This window comes from Mesorhizobium sp. M1078 (genome assembly GCF_040318615.1).
Classification (GTDB): Bacteria; Pseudomonadota; Alphaproteobacteria; order Rhizobiales; family Rhizobiaceae; genus Mesorhizobium.
The window spans coordinates 1-21,113 of sequence record NZ_JAMYMP010000048.1; the positions used below are offsets into that span (position 1 = coordinate 1).

Below are 21,113 nucleotides of genomic sequence, written 5' to 3' on the forward strand. Positions count from 1 at the left end.
ATGACGTTACACTCCTTCCAAGGCACCTTGCTCTCCTTGCAAAGGGCCGAAAGTGTAACCCATGTCTCCGGAATGAACTGTCACCCATCTCTCGGGAAGGGCAGAGGTATTACATTAGCTTAGATAACCCAAAAGCGCGTCGCGCTGAAACGGATTCATGCGACGCGCTTGAAGTCTTTGTTTTAATGCATGTCGTTGTCCCAGGACCGCGGCTCACTTCTGGGCGACATGCATGAGTGCCCGGGTCTAGGCACGGGCGATCAGTCGATATTCGGTGTTATTGGCGCGTCGATTACCACTTCCGCCCGTTCAGTCAGACGCTATGCTGCCGACCATGACACCAAGGCGCGCGTTCCGTTCGTGATGAAGCAAAGTCAACACCGCTTGCATGAGCGGATGACCATTCGCGGCCACCTCGAACCCGCGTCCTTCGTGCCCTGGATCATGCGCCATGCGGCCAAGCTCGGTCTCGCGCACCACATCGCTCATGCAAGCACCGATCGCATCGAACTCGATATTGCCGGTGCGGCGGAGCTGATCGACATGATGGAGATGGGATGTTCGCTTGGGCCCATTGAGGTCTGGGTCGAGACGATCGACCGCGCGCCTGTCGAGCAAAAAAACATATAGCTTTGCGTGTGGTTACCTCGGTTTGCACTTAATTTAACCAATATTGCAATTGCGAAATTATTATGCATACGTCAGCCGCATCGAGCGGTTCGCCAACTCCTTGCGCCGGCATCTCTCTGGTCGGGAAACAGTAGTATCAGTACGGAAAGTAAGGTCATGCTGTCCGACAAGACGGACACCTGGGTGCCGGTCGCCCTTACCCAGGATCTGCCAACAGGACAGGTAATGCCGGCGCGGACGCCCGCCGGTCCCATTGCCCTCTGGCGAAGCCAATCGGGGCGCTTGGCGGCATCGGCGGATCGCTGTCCGCATCGCGGCATGCGCCTCTCCCATGGCTTCGTGCGCGGCGAGGCGCTCTCCTGCATCTATCACGGCTGGACCTATTCGCAGGCCGGTCAGTGCCTGCGCATTCCTGCCCATCCCAGCCTCACGCCGCCGGAGACGATTCGCGTTGCGACCCGGTTGGTCGAAGAGGCCGGCGGGATCATCTGGGTCGCTGATGGAGAGCCTGATGGCAAGCCACCCTTTTTTGAGGGTTACGTGCCGCTCCGTTCATTGACGGCCCGTGCCGGACATTCGGCGCTCTCGGTCGCTGCCGGTACGAAGGCCACCGTTGAAGGATACGTCTGGCAGGCACCCGGCGCGCCGGCAATTCGCCTGCTGCCTATCCCGCAGGAAGCCGGCGAGACGCTGATCCACGTCCTTGTTCCAGCCGATTGCGATGCGTCCGAGCGCATCGCCGCCTCGCGAGCCGCCGAGAGCCTTCGGCGCATGGCCGAAGGGATCGAGGCGAAAGGGGCTGTGCCATGATCGACGATGCGATGCGCGACGAATGGTATCCGGTCGGGCTTTTCAGCCGGCTCGACCGCTATGGGCGCGAGACCACCCTGATGGACGAGCCGATCAAGGTTGCGCTCGACGCCAATGGCGCGGCGAAAGTGACAGGCGAAAACGGGCGCGTGCTGCCGGTTTCGGTGCGCTATGGCCATATCTGGTCGTCGCTCGGCGAACCGAAGAAACCGGTCTTTCCGATTCCCGAGGCAGACCAGCCCGGGCGCCGCTTCGTCGATGTCGGCGTGGTGCGGGTGCGCTGCTCGCCGCTCCGCGCCGTCGAGAACTTCCTCGACATCGCGCACTTCCCCTTCGTCCATACCGACATCCTCGGCTCGGAGCCGCATACCGAGGTCGAAAACTACAAGGTCGAGATCCGCGAGGAAGAGGACGAGGTCTGGGCGACCCAGGTGAAGTTCTACCAGCCGCAGGCGGCGAAATCCGCGAGCGGAGGTATCACGACGGAATACATGTACCGCGTGCCGGCTCCGACCTGCTCAGTCCTCTACAAGACCTGCCCGCCGCGCCCGGGCGAATGGGATGTCATTACGCTATTCGTCCAGCCGCTTGCCGAGGATCTCTGCGACGTCTGGCCATGGATGGCGCTTTTCGATGACGAGACGCCACAGACCGACCTCATCCATTTCCAGCAGACGATTTTCCTGCAGGACCGCTCGATCCTCGAAAACCAGATCCCGCGTCTTTTGCCGCTCGATCCCGGCATGGAAATCCCGACGCGCGCCGACCTGACCTCGGTCGCCTATCGCCGCTGGCTGAAGCGCCACAATTATACCTACGGCGCGCAATTGGTGGCACAATGAAGCTTTACGACTACATCCTCTCCCCAAGTTGCTACAAGGTGCGCCTGATGGCGACGCTGTCAGGTGTGAAGCTCGAAATCCGCCCGGTCGACTTCCATCCCGGCGCCGAGCATCGCGGCCCCGAGCTTATGGCGCTTAATCCGGGAGGCTCCATCCCGATCCTTGAAGACGGCGACCTAATCCTGACCGAGTCTTCCGCCATGCTTGGCTATCTCGCCGCGAAGGCAGCACCGGCCTGGCTCGGCAGCGGCGCCCCCAAGGAGACGGCGCGCATCCAGCAATGGCTTTCCTTCTCGCACAGGCTGACCGCCAACCTCGGCGGCGCGCGCCTGCATGAGATGCTGCTGCGCCCCGGTGACATCGGTGCGCTTCAGGCCAATGGCATAGCGGCACTACGTGAGCTGGAAGCCGGCCTCTTCGAACAAAAAATGCGTGGCGATCGGTTTCTCGCATCCGACCGGCCGACGATTGCCGACATTGCTTGCTTTCCCTATGTCGCGCTCGCGCCCGACGGTGGCGTTTCCCTCGATCCGTATCCCACGATCCGGCTCTGGTCGCGAGCGCTCCGCAGCCTCGACAATTTCATCGAGATGCCCGGTATCCACCGGCTGCACGAGTTGAAGCCCGAACCGCGACCCATACCGGACGAGGCGTGAGGTGACCGGCTATCTCCTGAAGAATTGCGCAGCGGTCATCACCGACGAGGGCAGGGGTCCGAGCGTCCGGCGCAATGTCGATGTGCTGACGAATGGCCCGCAGATCGAGGCAATCGGGCAAGGCCTGCACAGAAGCGAGTTGCCGGCCGGTACTGTCGTGCAGGACGCCGACGGCTGGTTCGTCTATCCCGGCCTCGTCAACACGCACCATCACTTCTTTCAGTGCTTTGTGCGCAACCGTGCCGACCTCGACTGGACGAAGCTGTCGGTCATCGAATGGCTCGACCGGATCTATCCGATCTTCTCCCGGCTCAACGAGGATTGTTTCTACCACGCCTCGATCACGGCGATGGCAGAGTTGATAAAGCACGGTTGCACGACGGCCTTCGACCACCAGTACAATTTTCCGCTCCATGCCGGAAAACGGCTCATCGACCGGCAGTTCGAAGCGGCCGACCTTCTCGGCATGCGTTTCCACGCCGGCCGCGGCGGCAACACGCTGCCAAAATCGGAAGGCTCGACCATTCCAGACGAGATGCTGGAGACCACGGACGAATTCATTGCCGACTGCGCACGCCTCATCGACACTTATCACGACACCAGTCCCTTCAGCATGCGTCAGGTCGTGGTCGCTCCCTGCCAGCCGGTCAACTGCTACCGCGAGACCTTCGTGGAATCGGTTTTGCTGGCGCGTGATCGCGGGGTGCGGATGCACACCCATGTCGGCGAGGGCGAAAGCCCGATCATCGAGGCCCGCCATGGCATGCGTACGGTCGACTATCTCGAGGACCTCGGATTTGCCGGCCCAGACACTTTCTATGCCCATTGCTGGGAGCTGACGCATGACGAACTGCGGCTGATGGCGGCGAGCGGCACCGGTGTCTCGCATTGCCCGGAGCCGGTCTATCTGGTGGGCGCGGAGGTGACTGATATTCCCGCCATGTCCGCCTTTGGCCTGCGCGTCGGTCTCGGCTGCGACGGTGCTGCCTCGAACGACAATTCCAACCTCATGCACTGCATCCATTCCGCCTACATGCTGCAATGCCTGGCGGCCTCGACGCGCGCTCATCCCGTGCCTGCGCCGGTCGATTTCCTCGGCTATGCGACAACGGGCGGGGCCGCGCTTCTGGGCCGCAATGACATCGGCCGACTGTCGCCCGGCATGGCCGCCGACCTCTTCGCGATCGACACGCGCCGCATGGATTATGTCGGCACGCGCCACGATCCATTGAGCCTGATCGCCAAGGTCGGCATCGGCATGCCCACCGACATGACCATGATCAACGGCCGCATCGTCTGGGAGAAGGGTGCGTTTACCGGGCTGAACGAGGCCCGGCTTGCTGCGGACGCGGAAACCGCTTTTGCCGCGGTGGAATTCTAACAACTTAAGACAGGGGAACTGACATGCTGAACTATCTGACCCGCAGAACTCTGATGAAGGGCCTTGCCGCAACAGGGCTTGCCGGCGCGCTTGGCAGCCGTCCCGCCTTTGCGGCCGACGAGCCGCTCGGTATCACGCTCGTGCTCCCGTCGCCGGTCGGCGATGTCGGCTGGGGCCATGCGCTCGCCGCCGGCCTCGAGCCGGTCAAGGCCGCATACGGCGACAAGGTGAAGATCACCGTCATCGAGAACATCGCCGAAGGGCCGGACGCCGACCGGATCATGAACAAGACCGTCGCCGACGGTAACAAGTTCCTGATCGCCGGCTCATTCGGCTACCAGAATGGTGCACTACAGATCGCCCGCCGCGATCCTGCGGTCACCGTGCTGCATGCCTCCGGCTTCCAGACTGCGCCGAATTTCTCGCCCTTCGCGGCGAAGTATTTCCAGGGCACTTACCTGCTCGGCATAGCCGCCGCAGCTCTTTCCAAGACCGGCAAGGTCGGCTCCGTCTCGGCCTTCGCCATTCCGGAGCTGATCACCTCGATCAACGCATTCACGCTCGGCGCACAGACCGTAAATCCCGATATCGAGGTATCGGTCGTCTGGGTGAACTCCTGGTTCGACCCGGCCAAGGAACAGGAAGCCGCCAAGGCGCTGATGGCACAGAACTGCGACGTGATCTTCTCGAACGCGCAGGACACACCCTCCGTGATCTCGGCCTGCGAGGAGGCTGGCGTCTACGCGTTCAACCTCAATTCGTCGATGAAGAAATATGCACCGAAGAAATATCTCGGCTGCATCGCGACGGACTGGTCGCCCTTCTTCAAGGCTTCCGTGGATGCCCATCTGGCCGGAACCTTCAAGGGCGCCAACACCTTCCTCGGCGTCGCCGAAAAGGTGGTGGAGGTCGTGGACTGGAACTCAGATATCCCAGCCGACACGATGACGAAGATCAAGGAAGTGGCGGCGAAGATCGCCGACGGCAGCTTCTCGCCCTTCACAGGTCCAATCACCAAGGCCGACGGCAGCGAAGCCGCCGCCGCCGGTGCGACGATAGCGGATCCCGAGATCGTCGCGATGGACTGGCACGTCAAGGGTGTCACCACACCACTGCCGAAGTAAGTCATGACCCCGCCCCTTCTGTCGCTCCGCGGCATCTCGAAGAGCTACGGCCAGATCCGGGCCAACCAAGCCATCGATCTGGACGTGGCGCACCAATCGATCCATGCGATTCTCGGGGAGAATGGGGCGGGCAAATCGACGCTGATGAAGCTCATCTATGGCGTTGAACAGCCGGACGAAGGCACCGTCGTCTGGAACGGAGAGCCTCTGCGCCTTGCCTCGCCCGCTGAGGCACGGCGCAGGGGCATCGGCATGGTCTTTCAGCATTTCTCGCTGTTCGAGACGCTGACTGTCGTCGAGAACATCCAGCTCGTCGTCCCCGGCGGCAAGGCGGAGCTGGCGGGGCGCATCCGCAGCCTCGGCCAGGATTTTGGCCTTGAAGTAGATCCTCTCGCCGATGTGCACGCGCTCTCGGTCGGCGAACGGCAGCGGGTGGAGATCATCCGCTGCCTGATGACGGACCCGAAGCTGCTCATTCTCGACGAGCCGACCTCGGTCTTGCCGCCGCAGGCGGTGAAGAAGCTGTTCGACACGCTCAGGCGCCTTCGCGACCGCGGCGTGTCCATCCTGTTCATCTCCCACAAACTGGAGGAAATTCGCACGATCTGTGACCAGGCGACGGTCTTGCGTGGAGGGCGCGTTATCGGCACCGTCGACCCTCGCGACTATGATGCGCACGACCTCGCCCGCATGATGATCGGCCGCGACATGCCCGAGGTGATGCCCGCGTTGGCCATGCCCGAGGGGGAGAAGCGGCTGGAAATCATCGACATGGACTACACGCCGGACGACCCCTTTGCCACGCCGCTCTCCGGCATCAGCCTCACGGTACGATCAGGCGAGATCCTTGGCATAGCCGGAATATCGGGCAATGGCCAAGGCGAGCTTGCCGCGCTTATCTCGGGCGAAGCGATGCTGCTGAAGGAACAACGCGATCGGATCTACATGATGGGCCGCGACGTAGGCACACTCGATGCGGCCGCGCGCAGGAGATTTGGCTTCGCCTTCGTGCCCGAAGACCGGCTGGGACGCGGCGCGGTCCCTGAAATGTCGCTCGTGCTCAACACCGTTCTTACCGCCCATCCTTTCGATCTCGTGAGGCGCGGCCTCATCAACAGCGCCGCAGCGACGGCTTTCACCAGCGAATGCATCCGTCAGTACGACGTCCGCGCCTCCGGCCCGGATGCCGAAGCGGGCTCGCTGTCCGGCGGCAACTTGCAGAAATTCATCGTCGGTCGCGAGATGATGCTGTCGCCAAAACTGCTTTTCGTGGCGCAGCCAACCTGGGGTGTAGACATTGGCGCTGCATCCGCCATCAGAAGGCGGCTCATCGCGTTGCGCAACCTGGGCGTGGCGATCCTCGTAATTTCCGAGGAACTCGAGGAACTTTTCGAACTCTGCGATTTCATCCAGGTGCTCCATCATGGAATGCTGAGTCCGCCTCTGGTCACGCGGGACACGCGCCCCGAAGACATCGGCAGATACATGATCGGAGCACATGCCTCGCCAGAGAAGGTTCCTGCATGAGCGTTTGGGCCGCGCCGTTCCTCCCCGCGCTCGTCCGTCGGGAGCATGCCTCGCTCGTCGCGGCCATGCTGGCCCCGGCTGTCGCGCTTGGCATGGCGATCATCCTCAATCTGGGCCTTTATGTGCTGATAGGCCGAGATCCGGCGGCCGTCCTGTACGCGATGCTTCTCGAGCCGTTCCTCTCCTGGGCATCGTTTGCGGAGGTGCTGCTGAAGGCGGGGCCCCTTCTCCTCATTGCTCAGGGGCTGGCGATCGGTTTCCGCGCAAAAGTGTTCAACATCGGCGCGGAGGGCCAGTTTATCCTGGGCGCTATTTTCGCCTCGGCGATCCCCGTCTGGTTTCCGCAGGCGACCGGGCAGTGGATCTGGCCGCTGATGCTGCTTCTCGGTGCCCTCGGCGGTGCACTTTGGGCATCTATCACCGCCTTCTGGCGCGTCAGGCTCAATGCGAACGAGATCCTGGTCTCCTTGATGCTGAGCCTCGTTGCGGCGCAAGTCCTCAACTACCTGCTGCTCGGCCCATGGAAGGACCCGGCCGGCTTCAATTTCCCACAATCCGTCATGTTTCAGAACGACGCGATGGTGCCGACCCTGATCACCGGTACCCGCGTCAACGTCTCGCTGCTCATCACACTTGCGCTCTCGCTGGTGGCCTGGGTTTTCATGCAGCGAAGCTTCATGGGGTATAAGCTCAAGGTCGGCGGCCTTGCCCCGCGCGCGGCCGGTTACGCCGGCTTCAGCGAAGGGCGTGCGATTTGGCTATCGCTTCTGATCGGTGGCATGGCGGCGGGACTGGCAGGCGCGGCGGAAGTCGCGGGTCCGCTCGGCCAGCTGCAGCGCTCGATCTCGACCGGCTACGGTTATGCGGCCATCATTGTCGCCTATCTCGGCGGGTTGCATCCAGTCGGCATCATCTTTTCCGCGCTCTTCATGGCTGTCCTCTATATCGGCGGCGACAATGCGATGGTGTCGGCAAACCTGCCGATCGCCGCCGTCCGCGTCTTCCAAGGCAGCTTGCTGCTCGCCTATCTCGGCGCTGTGGCCTTCGTGCGCTACCGCATCGAGTGGCGCCGCCCCCATCATCTGAGCCAGCCATGAACGCCGTCGAGTTCATTATTTCGGGCATGCTCGCAGCGGCAACCCCCTTTCTCCTTGCCGGACTCGGCGAGTTGGTGGTCGAGCGCGCCGGTGTTCTTAACCTCGGCGTAGAGGGCCTGATGGCCCTCGGCGCGGTGCTCGCGTTCATCGTCGTCTACCACGGCGGTGGACACCTGCTGGGGTTCGTTGCCGCCGGCCTCGGTAGCGCCGTCCTGTCCCTCGTCTTTGCAGTGCTGGCACTCGGATTCCGGGCAAACCAGGTCGCGACAGGCCTTGCGATCGGCATTCTCGGCCAAGGCCTTTCGGCGCTGTTCGGCAAAAGCTACGAGAGCTTGACGGTGAAGGGGCTCCCGAAACTTGTCTTTCCCGGCCTCTCGGAAATCCCGGTAGTCGGCAGGCTGTTTGTCCAGGACGTCGTCGTATGGCTTTCCCTTGCCGTGACGTTTGCGATCTGGGCGATGTTTGCCTATACGAGAGTCGGCCTTGTCGTGAGGGCAATCGGCGAGAATCCCAAGGCAGCCCACGCCATCGGCTATCCGGTCATCGCTATCCGTGTCGCGGCCATAGCTTTTGGTGGCATGATGGCGGGTTTTGCCGGCGCCTATGCGGCGGCGGTGTACACGCCCCTTTGGGCGGACGGTATGATTGCCGGACGTGGCTGGATCGCGATCGCACTCGTTGTCTTTGGTACGTGGCTCGCTGGCCGCATCTTCCTGGGTGCCTGCCTCTTCGGCGCGGTTTCGCTGATGAGCCTCGCCGCCCAGGCGACCGGTCTGGACTTGCCATCGCAACTGCTTTCCAGCCTTCCCTATCTCGTTACGATCGTCGTGCTCGGTGTCATCTCGGCGGACCGCCGCTTGCTCAGGCTGAACGGTGTCGCCTCGCTTGGCGAACCCTTCGAACGTTAGCCGGGATGAAAGTGGATTTGCGAAACTCGGCGTAAGTTGAAGAGATTCGAAACGCCAGCGGACGATCGGCATCCGATCCAAAGGGCAGAAACGCCAAACGGGGCGAAGGTATGCCCGCAAGGGTAGCGCTGACGCCGTCGACTGCGAGCAGCGGAACGATGTGACGCACAACGCGCCCGACATCGGTGGAGATCGTCGCGGGTTTCTTGGGTCGTCCCCTTTTCTGCAGTACGAGCCCCATTCTCGAGGGTCCATTCTCCACCGCAGCCTAGCGAAGCGGCGTCGCAAGATGGCCTGAGGCATGCGCCCGGTAAATTCCCGCATGCGAGCACTCGTCCTGCCTGTCTAAGGTTCCGAGTCTAACCGCAAATCCTCGATTTTTTCCGCCAATTCCAAAATATATATTCCGGTCGCCGCAAGAAGCCATAACAACGATTCCCAATACTACCTATTCTTGCAGAAACTAAAAACGCTACACTCGCGTAATCATATTGGTAACGGATGCTGTTCAACCTGCGTCCAGGCAACCAACACGGGGAGCGTCATTATGGATTTCTTTAAAAGTTTAACAAAGGCCTTGGCCGGTGGCGCTGTTGCCGTGGCTTTGTGCTTTCCGGCTGGCGCGGGCGGGCTCAGTGTGGGCATCGGCGGCAGCGGTGGGGTGGGCGTCTCGGTCGGCGGCAGTGGCGGCGGGCTTGGCGTCGGCGTCTCGGTCGGCGGCAGCAAGGGCGCCAATGTCGGCGCAACGGTCGGCGGCACCAGCGGCACCACCGCCAGTGTCGGCGCTACGGTTGGCGGCACCAGCGGCGTTGCGGCCGGCGTCGGCGCATCGGTGGGCACGGGCGTCGGGGTCGGGGTCGGCGCAACCGTCGGCAGCGGTGTCGGGGTCGGCGCCGGTGTCGGGGTGGGCAATGGGGTGACGGCCGGGGTCGGGGTCGGCATTGGCGCACCGACCGCGCCCACCAGCCCTCGGGATCCCAAAACGCCGGCGGTGCCGACGCGACCGGCGGTGGTTGCCATCAGCGCCATGTCGGCCGGCCAGATCGCCAAGATGAAGAAACGCTGCGCCAGCGTGCTCAGCGGCAAGGGCACCTACGACCGGGACCTGAAGGAGCTCTGCCGGATATTGGCGCGGCGCTGAGTACCGCAACATCGCATGTGCCGTGGGGCATCAGTCTCTCAGCCAGCCCCAATGCCGCAAGGTGGCGGGCATTCTTAGGGAGAGAGCTTTGCCGAGCGGTTCAGCGTTTCGCGGAAAGGCGGAACCGGTCAGGCTGTGCGCTTTCATCGGCGGCATTCCGCATGGCTTGGTCACCGAGCCGAAGGAAGCGCGCCGCCCGGTTGCGGCCTTAATCTGACCTCTACCGTCCGTCCGGTCACCCGTTTGGGCCGGCTCGAAGATTCGCCTCTGGCCTTTTGTATCACCCGCTCTAGCTGCATTGTGTTAGGCTCGTCATGTTAGCCTTGTCTTGCTGATGGAGGTTTTGATGGATCGGCGATCATTCTTGACAGCATTGTTTGGCGTTGCGGGGGCCGCGGCGCTCGCTACCGCGGTTCGGCCTCTCGAGGCCGTGGCCGGGGTTCCCAATGTCGGTAACGGCATTCTCGATGAACTCGACAAGCAGGATGCCAATTCGTTTGATGACGACGAAGGCGCTGGCGATGTCGAGCAGATCTCGCATCGGCGATGGCACCATCGTCGCCACCACAGGCGGCATGTCTGGAGACGGCACTGCCGCACGTTCTGGCGGCATGGCCGGCTGCGCCGGCGCTGCTATCGCAGGCGCTCCTTTGTCGTCTTGCGGTTCTAACCGCGGCACGTTCCCGGATAGTCCCTGCCCTGAGGCGCAACCACCAAACAGACCCATCCCGATTTGCATCGGGATGGATTGGTTCAGCTTTATCCAGCCACAGCTGCCACCGACTCCCGCTCGACCAGCGGGCATTCCAGCTTGGTGATGGGATAGCGGCCGCGGCCGGCAGGCGGCGGCACTTCGAGCTGTTCGATCGCCCATTGGCCCATCGCCATGTGCGGCAGGATCGATGTCGTCAGCGGCGGGAACAGGTGACGGGCGATCTCCTCGTCGTCATAGCCGACGACGGAGATGTCCTGCGGGATGTGCAGGCCCGCCTCCTTCAGCGCTTCGTAACAGCCGATGGCCGTGCGGTCGTTCTGGCAGAAGATAGCGGTCGGACGCTCTTTCAGCGCCAAAAGCTTCACGGTCGCCGCGTAGCCGGCGCTCGCCGACCAGTCGCCCTCGACCACCAGTTCGGGATCGAACGGGATGTCGGCGGTGGCGAGCGCCCTGCGGTAGCCTTTGAGGCGGTCCTGCGCGGCCTGCATCCACGGCTCGCCGGTGATGGTGGCGATGCGGCGGTGGCCGTGGCCGATCAGATGCCGGGTCGAGTTCTGGCCGCCGGCGATCTCGGACGGCACCACGGCCGGGAAGGCATAATCGGCCGTGTAGCAGTTGAGCAGGATGACCGGGATGTCGAGGCCGTAGAGGAAGTCCGGTGCCGTGATCTCGCGGGTGAAGATGGTCATGTAGACCAGCGCCGAGATGCCGCGCCTGGTGAGCGCCGCAATGGCGCGCGGCTCCATGACGGAGTCGCCCATCGTCTGCGCCACGAGCAACACATTGCCGGCGTTCCACGACGCCTGGCGCGCGCCCTCGATGGCGACAACGGCTTCCGGGCTTGTCGCCAGCTGGTCGACAGCGAAACCGATGACACCGTCAAGTCCATCGAAGGCGGGAACAGGTTTGCGCAGCGCCGAGAAGGCGGGTGCTGCGTAGCCGAGCGCACGCGCGGCGTCGATCACCCGCTCGCGCGTCTGCTGCGACAGCCGGATGCCGGGCGAATCGTTGAGCACGAAAGAGACGGTCGCCTGCGAGCAACCGGCTGCCCTGGCGATGTCGGTCATGGTGACGCGGCCGCCCTTGGCGGCTCTCGCCGGCGCCTTGCGCCGCTTCGCCGTGTCGTCCGGATCCCTCGTCTCGCTCATGGCATTGCGTCCCAATCCCCAGCCTGTCTAGTCGCAAGCCTGCCACACCGACAAGATGGTGTGGCGCCGTCGACCAATGGAAATAGTCGAAGGCGTTTATCTTTATTAGCAGCTTTGAAGTTCGCCGCCATGCCGCTTCGGGCCGCGTGAAATTCGAGGACTGCAAGGCATCTGCTTGCGCGAAGCCGTGCTGCACCTGTTCGGGCAAACTAGACCTAGGGCCACCGCCGAGTGTCCGCGCGAGACCTCTGCTAATAGTGTTTACTAATACAAAACGACGCTGTAACGTCAATCCGCCGTGTCCGGTCAGGTGGGACCCCGTGCGGCGAGAAGTGCACGTGAATGGCCCGATGGCGAGCGGGGTTTGCCTCCGCAAGCCTGGTCTCGGACATGTGATATGTCAGACAAATCAGACTATTTACGAGCACGGGATGAGTCTCTAAAGTCCGTGATCGCGACCGACGACGCCATTCTTCAGCGCCGGGAACCCCTGAGGAGGAGGGCGTCCAAATCGCGAGCGGCAAGTCAGTGAATTCAGATCGGTTCAGTCCGACGACTGAGCCAAAACGGGAGGTTGAACATGAAATCCTTGATACGACATGCATCCGTGGCCACCGCAGCCCTGCTGCTTGGCCTGACCGCGACAGCCATTGCGCGCGCCGACGACAAGCCGACGCTTGCCTTCGTCGTCAACGGCGCTTCCGATTTCTGGAAGGCCGCCGAAGCCGGCGTCAAGAAGGCGCAGGCCGAATTGCCCGACTACAATCTCGAACTCAAGTATCCCGAGCAGTCCTCGGTCGCCATCCAGCAGCGGCTGATGGACGATCTGGTGACCGCCGGCGTCAAGGGCATCATGGTCTCGGCCGTCGACCCCAAGACCTCGACCGACGGCCTGAACAAGATCGCGTCGGAAACGGCGCTGTTCACCACCGACTCCGATGCCCCGCAGACCAAGCGCGTCGCCTATATCGGCTCGTCCAATGTCGACGCCGGCAAGCAGGCGGCCGAGATCGCCAAGAAAGCGATGCCGGACGGCGGCAAGTGCCTCGGCTTCGTCGGCCTGCTCGGCGCCGACAATGCCAAGGAACGCATCCAGGGCATGAAGGACGGCCTCGCCGGCAGCAAGATCGAACTGGTGGACGTGCGCGGCGACGACATCGACCAGGCGCGCGCCAAGAAGAATGTCGAGGACGCGCTGGTCGCCAGCCCCGACATCACCTGCATGGTCGGCTTCTATTCCTACAACACGCCGCGCATCTATGAAGCGCTGCGCGACGCCGGCAAGCTCGGCTCGATCACCGTCGTCGGCTTCGATGACGATCCGATCACGCTGGGCGGCGTCAAGGAAGGCACCGTGGCGGCCACCGTCGTGCAGCAGCCCTTCGAATGGGCCTATCAGGGCATGAAGCTGATGGCCGCCTATCTCAAGGGCGACAAATCAGGCATTCCGGAAGGCGGCCTGATCATCATCCCGACCAAGATCATCGGTAAGGACGATGTCGACACCTATGCCGCCAATCTGAAGGCGATGTCCGGAAACTGAGACCACGAGCAAGTCCGCCGGCTCAGGGTTCGCCTTGAGCCGGCGATCGTGTTGACGGGCCGGCCAAGGCCCGTCAGTCTGTAGCCCACCGGCTGCTGGCAAGCCTGATCAAATATGGCGTGATGAATTATTCCGACCCATCCATCGTCGCAACCACCCCGTTCCTCGGCCTCGAGAACGTGCGCAAGACCTATCCGGGCGTGGTGGCGCTGGACGGCTTTTCCATGGAAGTCAGGCCGGGCGAGGTGATCGGCCTGGTCGGCGAAAACGGCGCCGGCAAGTCGACCTTGATGAAGATCCTCGGCGGCGTCACCAGGCCGGACAGCGGCGCCATCACCGTCGACGGCGTTGCGCATGACGGGCTCACCGTCGAAGGCAGCCTGGGGTCGGGCATCGCCTTCGTCCACCAGGAACTCAATCTGTTCGAAAACCTCGATGTTGCCGCCAATATCTTCTTCGGCCGCGAGCCGTTGCGCGGCGGGCCGCTGAGATTGGTCGACCGCGCCAAGCTGCGCGAAATGGTGGCGCCGCTGCTGAAGCGTGTCGGCGCCAACTTTTCCGCCGATACGCCGGTTGCCTCGCTGTCGCTTGCCCAGCAGCAGATGGTCGAGATCGCCAAGGCGCTGTCGATCAAGGCCCGGCTGGTCATCCTCGACGAGCCGACATCGAGCCTGCCGCTTGCCGAAACCGACAAGCTGCTCGACGTCATCAAGGCGCTGAAGGCCGATGGCATCAGCGTCATCTTCATTTCGCACCGGCTGCATGAGGTCGAGCGCGTCGCCGACCGCGTCGTGGTGCTGCGCGACGGCATGCTGGCCGGCACCTTGCCGAAGAGCGCCATCAACCACGACCAGATGGTCAAGCTGATGATCGGCCGCATGCTGAAGGAGCGCGAGAAGGCCTCCGAGGCGGCGCGGGCGCCGGGCGCCACGGCTCTCTCGGCCAAAGCCATCCGCACCCCCGCCTACCCTGCCCGGCCGGTCGACCTCGACATCAGGCGCGGTGAAATCCTCGGCCTTGCCGGTCTTGTCGGCTCCGGCCGCACCGAACTGGCGCGGGTGTTCTTCGGCATCGACAGCACGCCTGGCGGTGGGCTCGAACTCGACGGCAAGCCGCTTGTACTGGGTTCGGCGGCCGATGCGGTCGCGCATGGCATTTTCCTGGTTCCGGAAGACCGCAAGCTGACCGGCATTTTGCTTGACCTGTCGATCGCGCAGAACATCTCGCTGCCCAACCTGCCGGCGCATGCGAATCGTCAACTGGTGTCGGCAAGCTCCGAGGCCGCCACCGCAGAGAAGCAGAAGACGAATCTCGGCATCAAAGCGCCGTCGGTGCAGACGCGAACCGGCACGCTGTCGGGCGGCAACCAGCAGAAGGTGGTGCTGGGCAAATGGCTGGCGATGAACCCGAAGGTGATGATCCTCGATGAGCCGACGCGCGGCATCGATATCGGCGCCAAGGCCGAGATTTACGGGCTGATGCGAGCCTTGGCCGATGCCGGCGTCGCCGTGCTGATGATCTCCAGCGACATGGAAGAGGTGATCGGCGTGTCCGACCGCATCGCCGTCATGCATGAGGGCCAGATCTCGGGCATTCTCGACAAGGAACAATTCAGCCAGGAAAACGTGCTGTTGCTGGCGGTCGGCAAGCCGGCAAACTAGCGGGCTTCAGGCGATTGCCGGTCCGGCGCATTGGGGAGAAGACGATGAGCAAAAAAGATCTCGGCCTGCTGATCCTGATCCTGGTGGTCGGCGCCGTGGTGACCGCCATCAACCCGCGCTTCCTTTTGCCGATCAACCTCGCCAACACCTCGAACCTGATCGGCCTGTTCGGGATTCTCGCCATCGGCCAGGCCTTCGTCATCATCACCGGCGGCATCGAATTGTCGGTGGGGTCGCTGGTGGCGCTGCTCGGCACGCTGTTCATCGATTTCATCGCTGTGCGCGACATGCCATGGCCGCTGGCGCTGCCGCTGATCCTGGTGCTGGGCGGCATCATCGGGCTGGCGCATGGCTGGCTGATCACAAGGCTGAAATTGCAGCCCTTCGTGGTGACGCTGTGCGGCCTTTTGATCTATCGCGGGGTCGCCCGTTTCTATACCGCCGACGGCACCGCCGGCTTCGCCTTCGGCCAGAATTTTCCCGAGCTCGAATTCCTCACCGCGGGCCGCAGCTATGGCGTGCCCAACAGTTTCATCGCACTGATCGTCATTTCGATCGTCATGTGGGTGGTGCTGCACCGCTCGGTGTTCGGACGCTACCTCTATGCCATCGGCAAGAACGAAGAGGCGGCTAAATATTCGGGCATCCGCACCGGCCGCGTCGTGATGGCCGCCTATGTCATCTGCGGCGTTCTGACGGCGCTTTCGGCGATCTATTTCGCCATGTACACGCGCTCGATCTCGCCGGCCAGCCACGGCCAGTTCTACGAACTCTACGCCATTGCCGCCGCCGTGCTCGGCGGCTTCTCGCTGCGCGGCGGCGAAGGCTCGCTGGTTGGCGTCATCCTGGGCACCGTGCTGCTGCAGGAGTTGCAGAACCTGGTCAATCTGCTCGGCATCCCGTCCTCGCTCAACTTCGCGGTGATGGGCGGCGTGATCCTGATCGGCGTGCTGGTCGACCAGCAATGGGGCGTGTTCCGCGCAAGGCGGCTGATGCTCGATGCCAGCCGCAAGACTGTCGCGGCCGAGTAGCGCTACATCACGCCGGAGATATCCGAGAAGGCCATCGCCTTGCGCAGCACCTCGGCGAAGCGTTCTCCGGCGGCTTCGCGCTGGCCGCCGTTGTCGATGGAGGTGACACCGGGTCCGGACAAAGCGACATTGGCGCTGCGGGCGAGCCGAGCCAGCACTTCGCCGCGCGATTCGCGGCCGCGCTGGGCGAGACGCTCGGCGAGGATTTCCGGCGAAGCGGTGATCTCGACGACAGCCAGATTGGCATAGCGCTCCCGCAGCACCGGGATGACTGCGCGCGAGACATTGGCCACGGCGACATGGCCATTGGCTATCGACCAGTCGACATCGGCCGGGATGCCATAGCGCAGGCCGTGCGCCTCCCAGGAAATGGCGAAAGCGCCGTCGGCCTGGGCCTCGGCAAAGGCGGCGTCGGCCAGCGTGTCGTGATCCTCGCTTGCGGCGTCGCTCGGCCTGGTGATGACCCGGCGGACGAACTCCAGCCTCGTCTCGTCGGCAAACAAGGTGCGGGCATAACCGATTACCGTATCCTTGCCGGCGCCACTCGGGCCGACGACGGCGACGAAGACGCCGTTGCGGACCGGAAAGGCCTCGCTGGTCAGTTCGCGCTCGATCGACGCCGAGACCATCAGGCGACCCGGCGTCCCTGGCGCCAGACGGTGCGCACGACCGGCACATGATCGTCGACGCGCACCCGCACGAGGTCGGCGCGGCGGCCCTGTTCGATGACGCCGCGGTCGTTGAGGCCGATGGCCTCGGCCGGGTTCTTCGACACCATGGCGACCGCCTGCGGCAGGGAAATGCCCTCGACGACGTCGCTGAGAAAGAAGGCCGACTGGATCAGGCTGAAAGGGATATAGTCGGACGACAATATGTCGAGCAGGCCGTCGCCGGCCAGCGTTCGAGCCGAGACATTGCCCGAATGCGAGGAGCCGCGCATGACGTTGGGCGCGCCCATCAGCACGCCGAGCCCGGCATCCTTCGAGGCCTTGGCGGCTTCCAGCGTGGTCGGGAATTCCGCGACGCGCACGCCTTGTTCGATCGCCTCGTCGACATGGCCTGATGTGGCGTCATCATGGCTCGCCAGCACAATGCCCCGCTCGTTGCAGGCGGCTGATATCGCCACCCGGTTCGGTCCCGAATTCTTCGCTGATTCCGACATCCGCTTTTCGCAGAACAATTGGAAGTCGCGATCGGTCAGCTTCAGCTTGCGCTGGTAGTAATAGGCGTAGGTCTCGAGATTGACGAACTGGCGCTGTCCCGGCGCATGGTCCATCAGCGAGGCCAGTTTGACCCGCTCGTCGCCATCGAAATTGGCGAAAGCCCGCAAGCAATCCGGCGCCGAGACCTCACAGCGCAGGTGCAGGAAATGGTCGGCCCGCAACCGGTCTTTCGCGACGCTGTCCTCGATCGCGTCGGCCAGCTTGCGGATGTCGTCGGAGGAAAGGTCGGCGTCCTCGTCCATGCCGACGCGCAGCGCGTCGAGCACGGTGGTGATCCCGGCGGTCGCTACCTGCGCGTCATGGGCGAGCACGGCGGCGATCGGGTTCCAGCGCACCTTCGGGCGCGGCGCATAATGGCCTTCGAGATGGTCGGTGTGGAGTTCGACCAGGCCGGGGATGATGTAGTCGCCGCCCATGTCCTCGCCAGCCATGTTCCCGCCGATTTGGCCGGTGCCGGCGTCGATGCCGGAGATAAAACCGTCGCGCAGCGCGAGCGACCCTTCGACGATCTCGTCGGCAAGCACGATGCGGGCGTTGTGGAGAACAGTTTCGGCGGTCATTCAGGCAGTCCTTGCTTACTCGGACGAATTGCGGTCAGGCGGTTTTTCGGGCAGCGCGGCGGCCGAGCGCATGATGCGAAAGCACCATGAACGGAGCGCCCGGTTCGGTTTCGACGAACAGCGTCAGCGCATCCACCAGCACCGGCTGCTGCAGCACATCGGCGAACAGGCTGTCAATTGCCGCGCGCAGACGTTGGCTTTCCTGCGGCCCGGCCCGGCCGGACAGTGTCATGTGGAAGCGAAAGGTCTCAAACACATAGGGATAGCCCCACTGGCAGAGATTGCGGAACTCGGCCGGCTTCAGCGAATCCGGGCTGCGCCGCTCGATCTCGGCCTCGGTGAGCGGCGCGCGAAAACGGTCGAAGCTAAGCACGACATCATCGGCGAAACGGTTGAGCGGCGGCAGCGGGCCTTCCGGCAGCAAAGCGAAGAAACCATCGATCTGGCTGACGACCAGGCGCGGGATGGTGACCGTCGGCGTTGCTTCGGCAAAGGCGTCCAGCGCCGCGCGCAGCGAGCTTTCGGTTTCGTTGGCGGCCAACCGGAAGGGCGCTTTCATCGTCGCATGGAAACCGTAGCGCCGCGCCGATGCGGTGTGAAAGGCGACTTCGGCCGCCGACAGCTCGCCCACCGCCTCGACCGGCCTGGTGGCGGCGCCAAAGGGGTCGCGGCCCAGCCAGTTGGCGGCGAGCCGCGCCAGCGGTTCGTCCTGCCTCGGGGTGAAATAGATGGCGTAGCGCATCGAAAAAAATCCTCGTCAGCCCGCTGCCATAGGTGATTTCCATGACGGATTGACGAAGCTTATGCGGGTTTTCGAAGGCAAATCGACCCCATGGATCGTTAGCCGACGATTTTTTGCTGCTGGACCAACCGCTTCCGGCGCAAGCGAAGGCCGATCAGGCCTTCGTCAGCCACTCGTGCTCGGGCGCGTTGTGGAACTTCCACGTCCGCTTCGGCCCGGCCATGACGTTGAGGTAATAGAGGTCGTAGCCGTGGCAGGCGGCGCAGGGGTGATAGCCCTTGGGCACCAGCACAACATCGCCGTCCTCGATCGCCATGGCTTCGTCCAGCTCGCGGGCGCCGGTCTTGTCGGCGTCGGTGTAGACGCGCTGGAAGGCAAAACCCTGCGGCGGGTTGAGGCGGTGGTAGTAGGTTTCCTCGAGATAGGATTCGGCAGGCAGATTGTCCTGGTCGTGCTTGTGCGGCGGGTAGCTCGATGTGTGGCCGCCGGGCGTGATGACCTCGACCACCAGCAGCGAGTCGGCCGGCTTACCCTCGGGCAATATGTTCGTGACGTAGCGCGTGTTGGTGCCTTTGCCCCGAGTCTCCTGGCCGAGGTCGTCGGGTGCGATGACGCGAACGGGCAAGCCGCCGCCCAGGCCCGGCGCCGAGCAAACCGCGAGCTCGAGATCGGTGTCGGCGGTGACCGACCAGTCCGAACCCTCCGGAATATAGACCGACCACGGCTTGCCCTCGAAGGGCGACATGCGCTCGCCGAGCAGGCCGAGTTCCTGGCCGCCCGCCTTTGCCGTGCCCTTGCCGGTGACGAACACCAGGCAGACTTCGCGATCCTGCGTCTTGCCGGATGCGGTCTCGCCCGGCTTCAGCCGGTGCAGGTCGAAGCCGACATAGGTCCATCCGGCGCTTTTGGGCGTGACATGCGCGACGCGGCCATGGCCCTTGTCGGCTTTGACGAGCAGTTTCGACATGTTTTGTCTCTCCTATCGCAAGTCTTCGAGGTCGGCCTCTCAACTTCGTCATCCTAGGGCGAAGCAGGAGCGAAGCTCCGTCGCGAAGACCCTAGGATGACGAAGCGAGGGACGTTCCGGCCAATCACCGACGTAGGCGATACGCCAGGTGTCCAGTGTCCGACCCGCAAGCCCTTCCGAGCCACGGCCGCTTCATTCCTTCGGTTCGGCGTCCGCCTTCGCTTCGCCGGTCTTCGGTCGATCAGGCGCAGCCTTGCTCTCCTCCACCGGCTTGTAAAGATAGAAGAACTGCCAGACGGCGTAGGCGGCAAAGCCGAGCGCAATGATGCCCCAGAATGGGGTGCCGGAGGCGAATTCTATTCCGGCCCAGATCACGCAGACGGCGACGACGGCAACGCGCCGCCACAGCGGCCGGAAGAACGGGTGCTCGTAATCCTTCATCGGATCGCCTCAGGCATTGGGAAAACCCTGCGTTTCCACCGTGTAGCCGGCCGCCGTCATCACCCGCATCAATTCCTTGTGGCCGACCTGCGCCATCTTGAGCGGCGGGTTCTTCTTCGGGTCCTGCTCGGCCTCGACGACGAACCAGCCTTCATAGCCATGGTCAGCGAAGCGCTGCACGATGGCGCCGAAATCGAGCGAACCGTCGCCAGGCACCGTAAAGGCACCGAGCGCCACGGCGTCGAGAAAGGACTGCTTCGTGCGGTCGAGCCCGTCGATCACGCCCATGCGCACATCCTTCACATGGACATGGCTGATGCGCTTGTGGTGGTTGTCGATGGCGCGCAGCACGTCGCCACCGGCAAAGGCTAGATGCCCTGCATCGAGCAGCAACGGAATGCCTTCGCCGGAATGGCGCATGAAGGCATCGAGCTCCGGCTCGGTCTCGACCACCGCCGCCATGTGATGGTGATAGGACAGCGGCATGCCTTGCTCTGCGCACCATTCGCCGAACTCGGTGAGGCGCCTGGCATAGGCCCTCATCTCGTCGTTCGACAGTTTCGGCTTGGTGGCGAGAGGCCTGGAGCGATCGCCCTGGATCGAGCGGCCGACCTCGCCATAGACGATGCAAGGCGCATTCACCGCCTTGAACAGGTCGATCATCGGCTGGATGCGATCCTTGTTCCTGCCCATGTCCTCATCAACCAGCGTGCCGGAGAACCAGCCGCCGCACAGCGTCACGTCGGCCTGCTTCAGGATCGGCAGCATGATTTCGGGGTCGTTTGGAAAACGCCGGCCCATTTCCATGCCGGTGAAGCCGGCAGAGCGCGACTGGCGCAGGCACTCTTCCAGCGAGACGTCGTCGCTGAGGTCGGCAAGATCATCGTTCCACCACGCAATGGGGGACATGCCCAGTTTGGCTTTCAAGTTTTAGCTCCGGTTTCTTGTTCACCCTCCCCCTTGTGG

General features: G+C 63.4%; 21 protein-coding genes. 13 read left to right on the forward strand and 8 right to left on the reverse strand.

Annotated features, from left to right (window positions below; genetic code table 11):
• The first annotated feature begins 189 nt into the window (after window positions 1-189).
• The 10 genes from NKH38_RS33490 to NKH38_RS30795 all read left to right on the forward strand — a co-directional run bounded on the left by NKH38_RS33490 (window position 190) and on the right by NKH38_RS30795 (window position 10,116).
• Window positions 190-630, forward strand: a complete 441-nt coding sequence (locus NKH38_RS33490) for an acylphosphatase (protein ID WP_502896678.1) — start codon at window positions 190-192, stop codon at window positions 628-630.
• Window positions 631-786: 156 nt separating this feature from the next.
• Entirely contained in the window at window positions 787-1,440 is a 654-nt protein-coding gene (locus tag NKH38_RS30755) for a Rieske 2Fe-2S domain-containing protein (protein ID WP_352765200.1), read from the forward strand.
• Window positions 1,437-2,282, forward strand: a complete 846-nt coding sequence (locus NKH38_RS30760) for an aromatic ring-hydroxylating oxygenase subunit alpha (protein WP_023700477.1) — start codon at window positions 1,437-1,439, stop codon at window positions 2,280-2,282. Before NKH38_RS30755 ends, NKH38_RS30760 begins: the two co-directional genes overlap by 4 nt.
• On the forward strand, window positions 2,279-2,938 hold the full coding sequence (locus NKH38_RS30765; protein ID WP_352765203.1) for a glutathione S-transferase family protein: 660 nt from the start codon (window positions 2,279-2,281) through the stop codon (window positions 2,936-2,938). The genes NKH38_RS30760 and NKH38_RS30765 overlap by 4 nt, the downstream gene beginning before the upstream one ends.
• A 1-nt stretch (window position 2,939) precedes the next feature.
• Window positions 2,940-4,319 carry an amidohydrolase gene (locus NKH38_RS30770; RefSeq protein ID WP_352765204.1) on the forward strand — a complete coding sequence of 460 codons (1,380 nt, stop codon included), beginning with the start codon at window positions 2,940-2,942 and terminating at the stop codon, window positions 4,317-4,319.
• Window positions 4,320-4,345: 26 nt separating this feature from the next.
• The gene (locus NKH38_RS30775) at window positions 4,346-5,443 is read left to right on the forward strand and encodes a BMP family ABC transporter substrate-binding protein (protein WP_196814159.1); all 1,098 of its coding nucleotides are present in this window, start codon (window positions 4,346-4,348) and stop codon (window positions 5,441-5,443) included.
• A 3-nt stretch (window positions 5,444-5,446) separates the two neighbouring features.
• Window positions 5,447-6,970, forward strand: coding sequence for an ABC transporter ATP-binding protein (locus NKH38_RS30780; protein ID WP_352765206.1), 1,524 nt, complete (start codon window positions 5,447-5,449; stop codon window positions 6,968-6,970).
• Complete coding sequence (locus NKH38_RS30785) at window positions 6,967-8,067, forward strand: ABC transporter permease (RefSeq protein WP_023734808.1); 1,101 nt, start codon at window positions 6,967-6,969, stop codon at window positions 8,065-8,067. The genes NKH38_RS30780 and NKH38_RS30785 overlap by 4 nt, the downstream gene beginning before the upstream one ends.
• Complete coding sequence (locus NKH38_RS30790; RefSeq protein WP_352671962.1) at window positions 8,064-8,975, forward strand: ABC transporter permease; 912 nt, start codon at window positions 8,064-8,066, stop codon at window positions 8,973-8,975. The genes NKH38_RS30785 and NKH38_RS30790 overlap by 4 nt, the downstream gene beginning before the upstream one ends.
• Before the next feature lie 547 nt (window positions 8,976-9,522).
• Window positions 9,523-10,116, forward strand: coding sequence for a hypothetical protein (locus tag NKH38_RS30795; protein ID WP_352904761.1), 594 nt, complete (start codon window positions 9,523-9,525; stop codon window positions 10,114-10,116).
• 358 nt (window positions 10,117-10,474) lie between these two features.
• On the opposite strand, the gene NKH38_RS30800 is transcribed toward NKH38_RS30795, so the two are convergent.
• Both NKH38_RS30800 and NKH38_RS30805 read right to left on the reverse strand, forming a co-directional pair.
• Window positions 10,475-10,657: a hypothetical protein gene (locus tag NKH38_RS30800; RefSeq protein ID WP_352765209.1), complete on the reverse strand. Its 183-nt coding sequence runs from the start codon at window positions 10,655-10,657 to the stop codon at window positions 10,475-10,477.
• 218 nt (window positions 10,658-10,875) lie between these two features.
• Window positions 10,876-11,979, reverse strand: a complete 1,104-nt coding sequence (locus NKH38_RS30805) for a LacI family DNA-binding transcriptional regulator (RefSeq protein WP_031253435.1) — start codon at window positions 11,977-11,979, stop codon at window positions 10,876-10,878.
• 580 nt (window positions 11,980-12,559) lie between these two features.
• Between NKH38_RS30805 and NKH38_RS30810 the strand changes: the two genes are divergently transcribed.
• The 3 genes from NKH38_RS30810 (at window position 12,560) to NKH38_RS30820 (ending at window position 16,214) form a co-directional block, all read left to right on the forward strand.
• Complete coding sequence (locus NKH38_RS30810) at window positions 12,560-13,522, forward strand: sugar-binding protein (protein ID WP_023672352.1); 963 nt, start codon at window positions 12,560-12,562, stop codon at window positions 13,520-13,522.
• Window positions 13,523-13,644: 122 nt separating this feature from the next.
• Window positions 13,645-15,183, forward strand: a complete 1,539-nt coding sequence (locus NKH38_RS30815) for a sugar ABC transporter ATP-binding protein (protein ID WP_352765231.1) — start codon at window positions 13,645-13,647, stop codon at window positions 15,181-15,183.
• A 44-nt stretch (window positions 15,184-15,227) separates the two neighbouring features.
• A complete protein-coding gene (locus NKH38_RS30820; protein ID WP_023672350.1) occupies window positions 15,228-16,214 on the forward strand; it encodes an ABC transporter permease in 987 nt (328 codons plus the stop codon).
• Window positions 16,215-16,216: 2 nt separating this feature from the next.
• On the opposite strand, the gene phnN is transcribed toward NKH38_RS30820, so the two are convergent.
• The 6 genes from phnN to iolE form a co-directional block, all read right to left on the reverse strand.
• Entirely contained in the window at window positions 16,217-16,846 is a 630-nt protein-coding gene (phnN, locus tag NKH38_RS30825) for a phosphonate metabolism protein/1,5-bisphosphokinase (PRPP-forming) PhnN (RefSeq protein ID WP_352765233.1), read from the reverse strand.
• Window positions 16,843-17,997 (reverse strand): alpha-D-ribose 1-methylphosphonate 5-triphosphate diphosphatase, encoded by a 1,155-nt coding sequence (locus NKH38_RS30830; protein WP_352765212.1) that lies wholly within the window; start codon window positions 17,995-17,997, stop codon window positions 16,843-16,845. Before NKH38_RS30830 ends, phnN begins: the two co-directional genes overlap by 4 nt.
• 34 nt (window positions 17,998-18,031) lie before the next feature.
• Window positions 18,032-18,739, reverse strand: coding sequence for a DUF1045 domain-containing protein (locus NKH38_RS30835; protein ID WP_352765214.1), 708 nt, complete (start codon window positions 18,737-18,739; stop codon window positions 18,032-18,034).
• A gap of 154 nt (window positions 18,740-18,893) precedes the next feature.
• Window positions 18,894-19,706: a 5-deoxy-glucuronate isomerase gene (gene iolB, locus NKH38_RS30840; protein WP_352538053.1), complete on the reverse strand. Its 813-nt coding sequence runs from the start codon at window positions 19,704-19,706 to the stop codon at window positions 18,894-18,896.
• A 192-nt stretch (window positions 19,707-19,898) separates the two neighbouring features.
• Window positions 19,899-20,147: a hypothetical protein gene (locus NKH38_RS30845; RefSeq protein WP_023672345.1), complete on the reverse strand. Its 249-nt coding sequence runs from the start codon at window positions 20,145-20,147 to the stop codon at window positions 19,899-19,901.
• A 9-nt stretch (window positions 20,148-20,156) separates the two neighbouring features.
• Window positions 20,157-21,074, reverse strand: a complete 918-nt coding sequence (iolE, locus tag NKH38_RS30850; RefSeq protein WP_352765216.1) for a myo-inosose-2 dehydratase — start codon at window positions 21,072-21,074, stop codon at window positions 20,157-20,159.
• Window positions 21,075-21,113: the final 39 nt, after the last annotated feature.

Bases quoted from the DNA above. Each gene is read 5' to 3' on its own strand.
- NKH38_RS33490 (WP_502896678.1), top strand. From the start codon at position 190: ATGTCGTTGTCCCAGGACCGCGGCTCACTTCTGGGCGACATGCATGAG.
- NKH38_RS30755 (WP_352765200.1), top strand. From the start codon at position 787: ATGCTGTCCGACAAGACGGACACCTGGGTGCCGGTCGCCCTTACCCAG.
- NKH38_RS30760 (WP_023700477.1), top strand. From the start codon at position 1,437: ATGATCGACGATGCGATGCGCGACGAATGGTATCCGGTCGGGCTTTTC.
- NKH38_RS30765 (WP_352765203.1), top strand. From the start codon at position 2,279: ATGAAGCTTTACGACTACATCCTCTCCCCAAGTTGCTACAAGGTGCGC.
- NKH38_RS30780 (WP_352765206.1), top strand. From the start codon at position 5,447: ATGACCCCGCCCCTTCTGTCGCTCCGCGGCATCTCGAAGAGCTACGGC.
- NKH38_RS30785 (WP_023734808.1), top strand. From the start codon at position 6,967: ATGAGCGTTTGGGCCGCGCCGTTCCTCCCCGCGCTCGTCCGTCGGGAG.
- NKH38_RS30790 (WP_352671962.1), top strand. From the start codon at position 8,064: ATGAACGCCGTCGAGTTCATTATTTCGGGCATGCTCGCAGCGGCAACC.
- NKH38_RS30795 (WP_352904761.1), top strand. From the start codon at position 9,523: ATGGATTTCTTTAAAAGTTTAACAAAGGCCTTGGCCGGTGGCGCTGTT.
- NKH38_RS30800 (WP_352765209.1), bottom strand. From the start codon at position 10,657: ATGCGAGATCTGCTCGACATCGCCAGCGCCTTCGTCGTCATCAAACGA.
- NKH38_RS30805 (WP_031253435.1), bottom strand. From the start codon at position 11,979: ATGAGCGAGACGAGGGATCCGGACGACACGGCGAAGCGGCGCAAGGCG.
- NKH38_RS30810 (WP_023672352.1), top strand. From the start codon at position 12,560: ATGAAATCCTTGATACGACATGCATCCGTGGCCACCGCAGCCCTGCTG.
- NKH38_RS30815 (WP_352765231.1), top strand. From the start codon at position 13,645: ATGAATTATTCCGACCCATCCATCGTCGCAACCACCCCGTTCCTCGGC.
- NKH38_RS30820 (WP_023672350.1), top strand. From the start codon at position 15,228: ATGAGCAAAAAAGATCTCGGCCTGCTGATCCTGATCCTGGTGGTCGGC.
- NKH38_RS30830 (WP_352765212.1), bottom strand. From the start codon at position 17,997: ATGACCGCCGAAACTGTTCTCCACAACGCCCGCATCGTGCTTGCCGAC.
- NKH38_RS30835 (WP_352765214.1), bottom strand. From the start codon at position 18,739: ATGCGCTACGCCATCTATTTCACCCCGAGGCAGGACGAACCGCTGGCG.
- iolB (WP_352538053.1), bottom strand. From the start codon at position 19,706: ATGTCGAAACTGCTCGTCAAAGCCGACAAGGGCCATGGCCGCGTCGCG.
- NKH38_RS30845 (WP_023672345.1), bottom strand. From the start codon at position 20,147: ATGAAGGATTACGAGCACCCGTTCTTCCGGCCGCTGTGGCGGCGCGTT.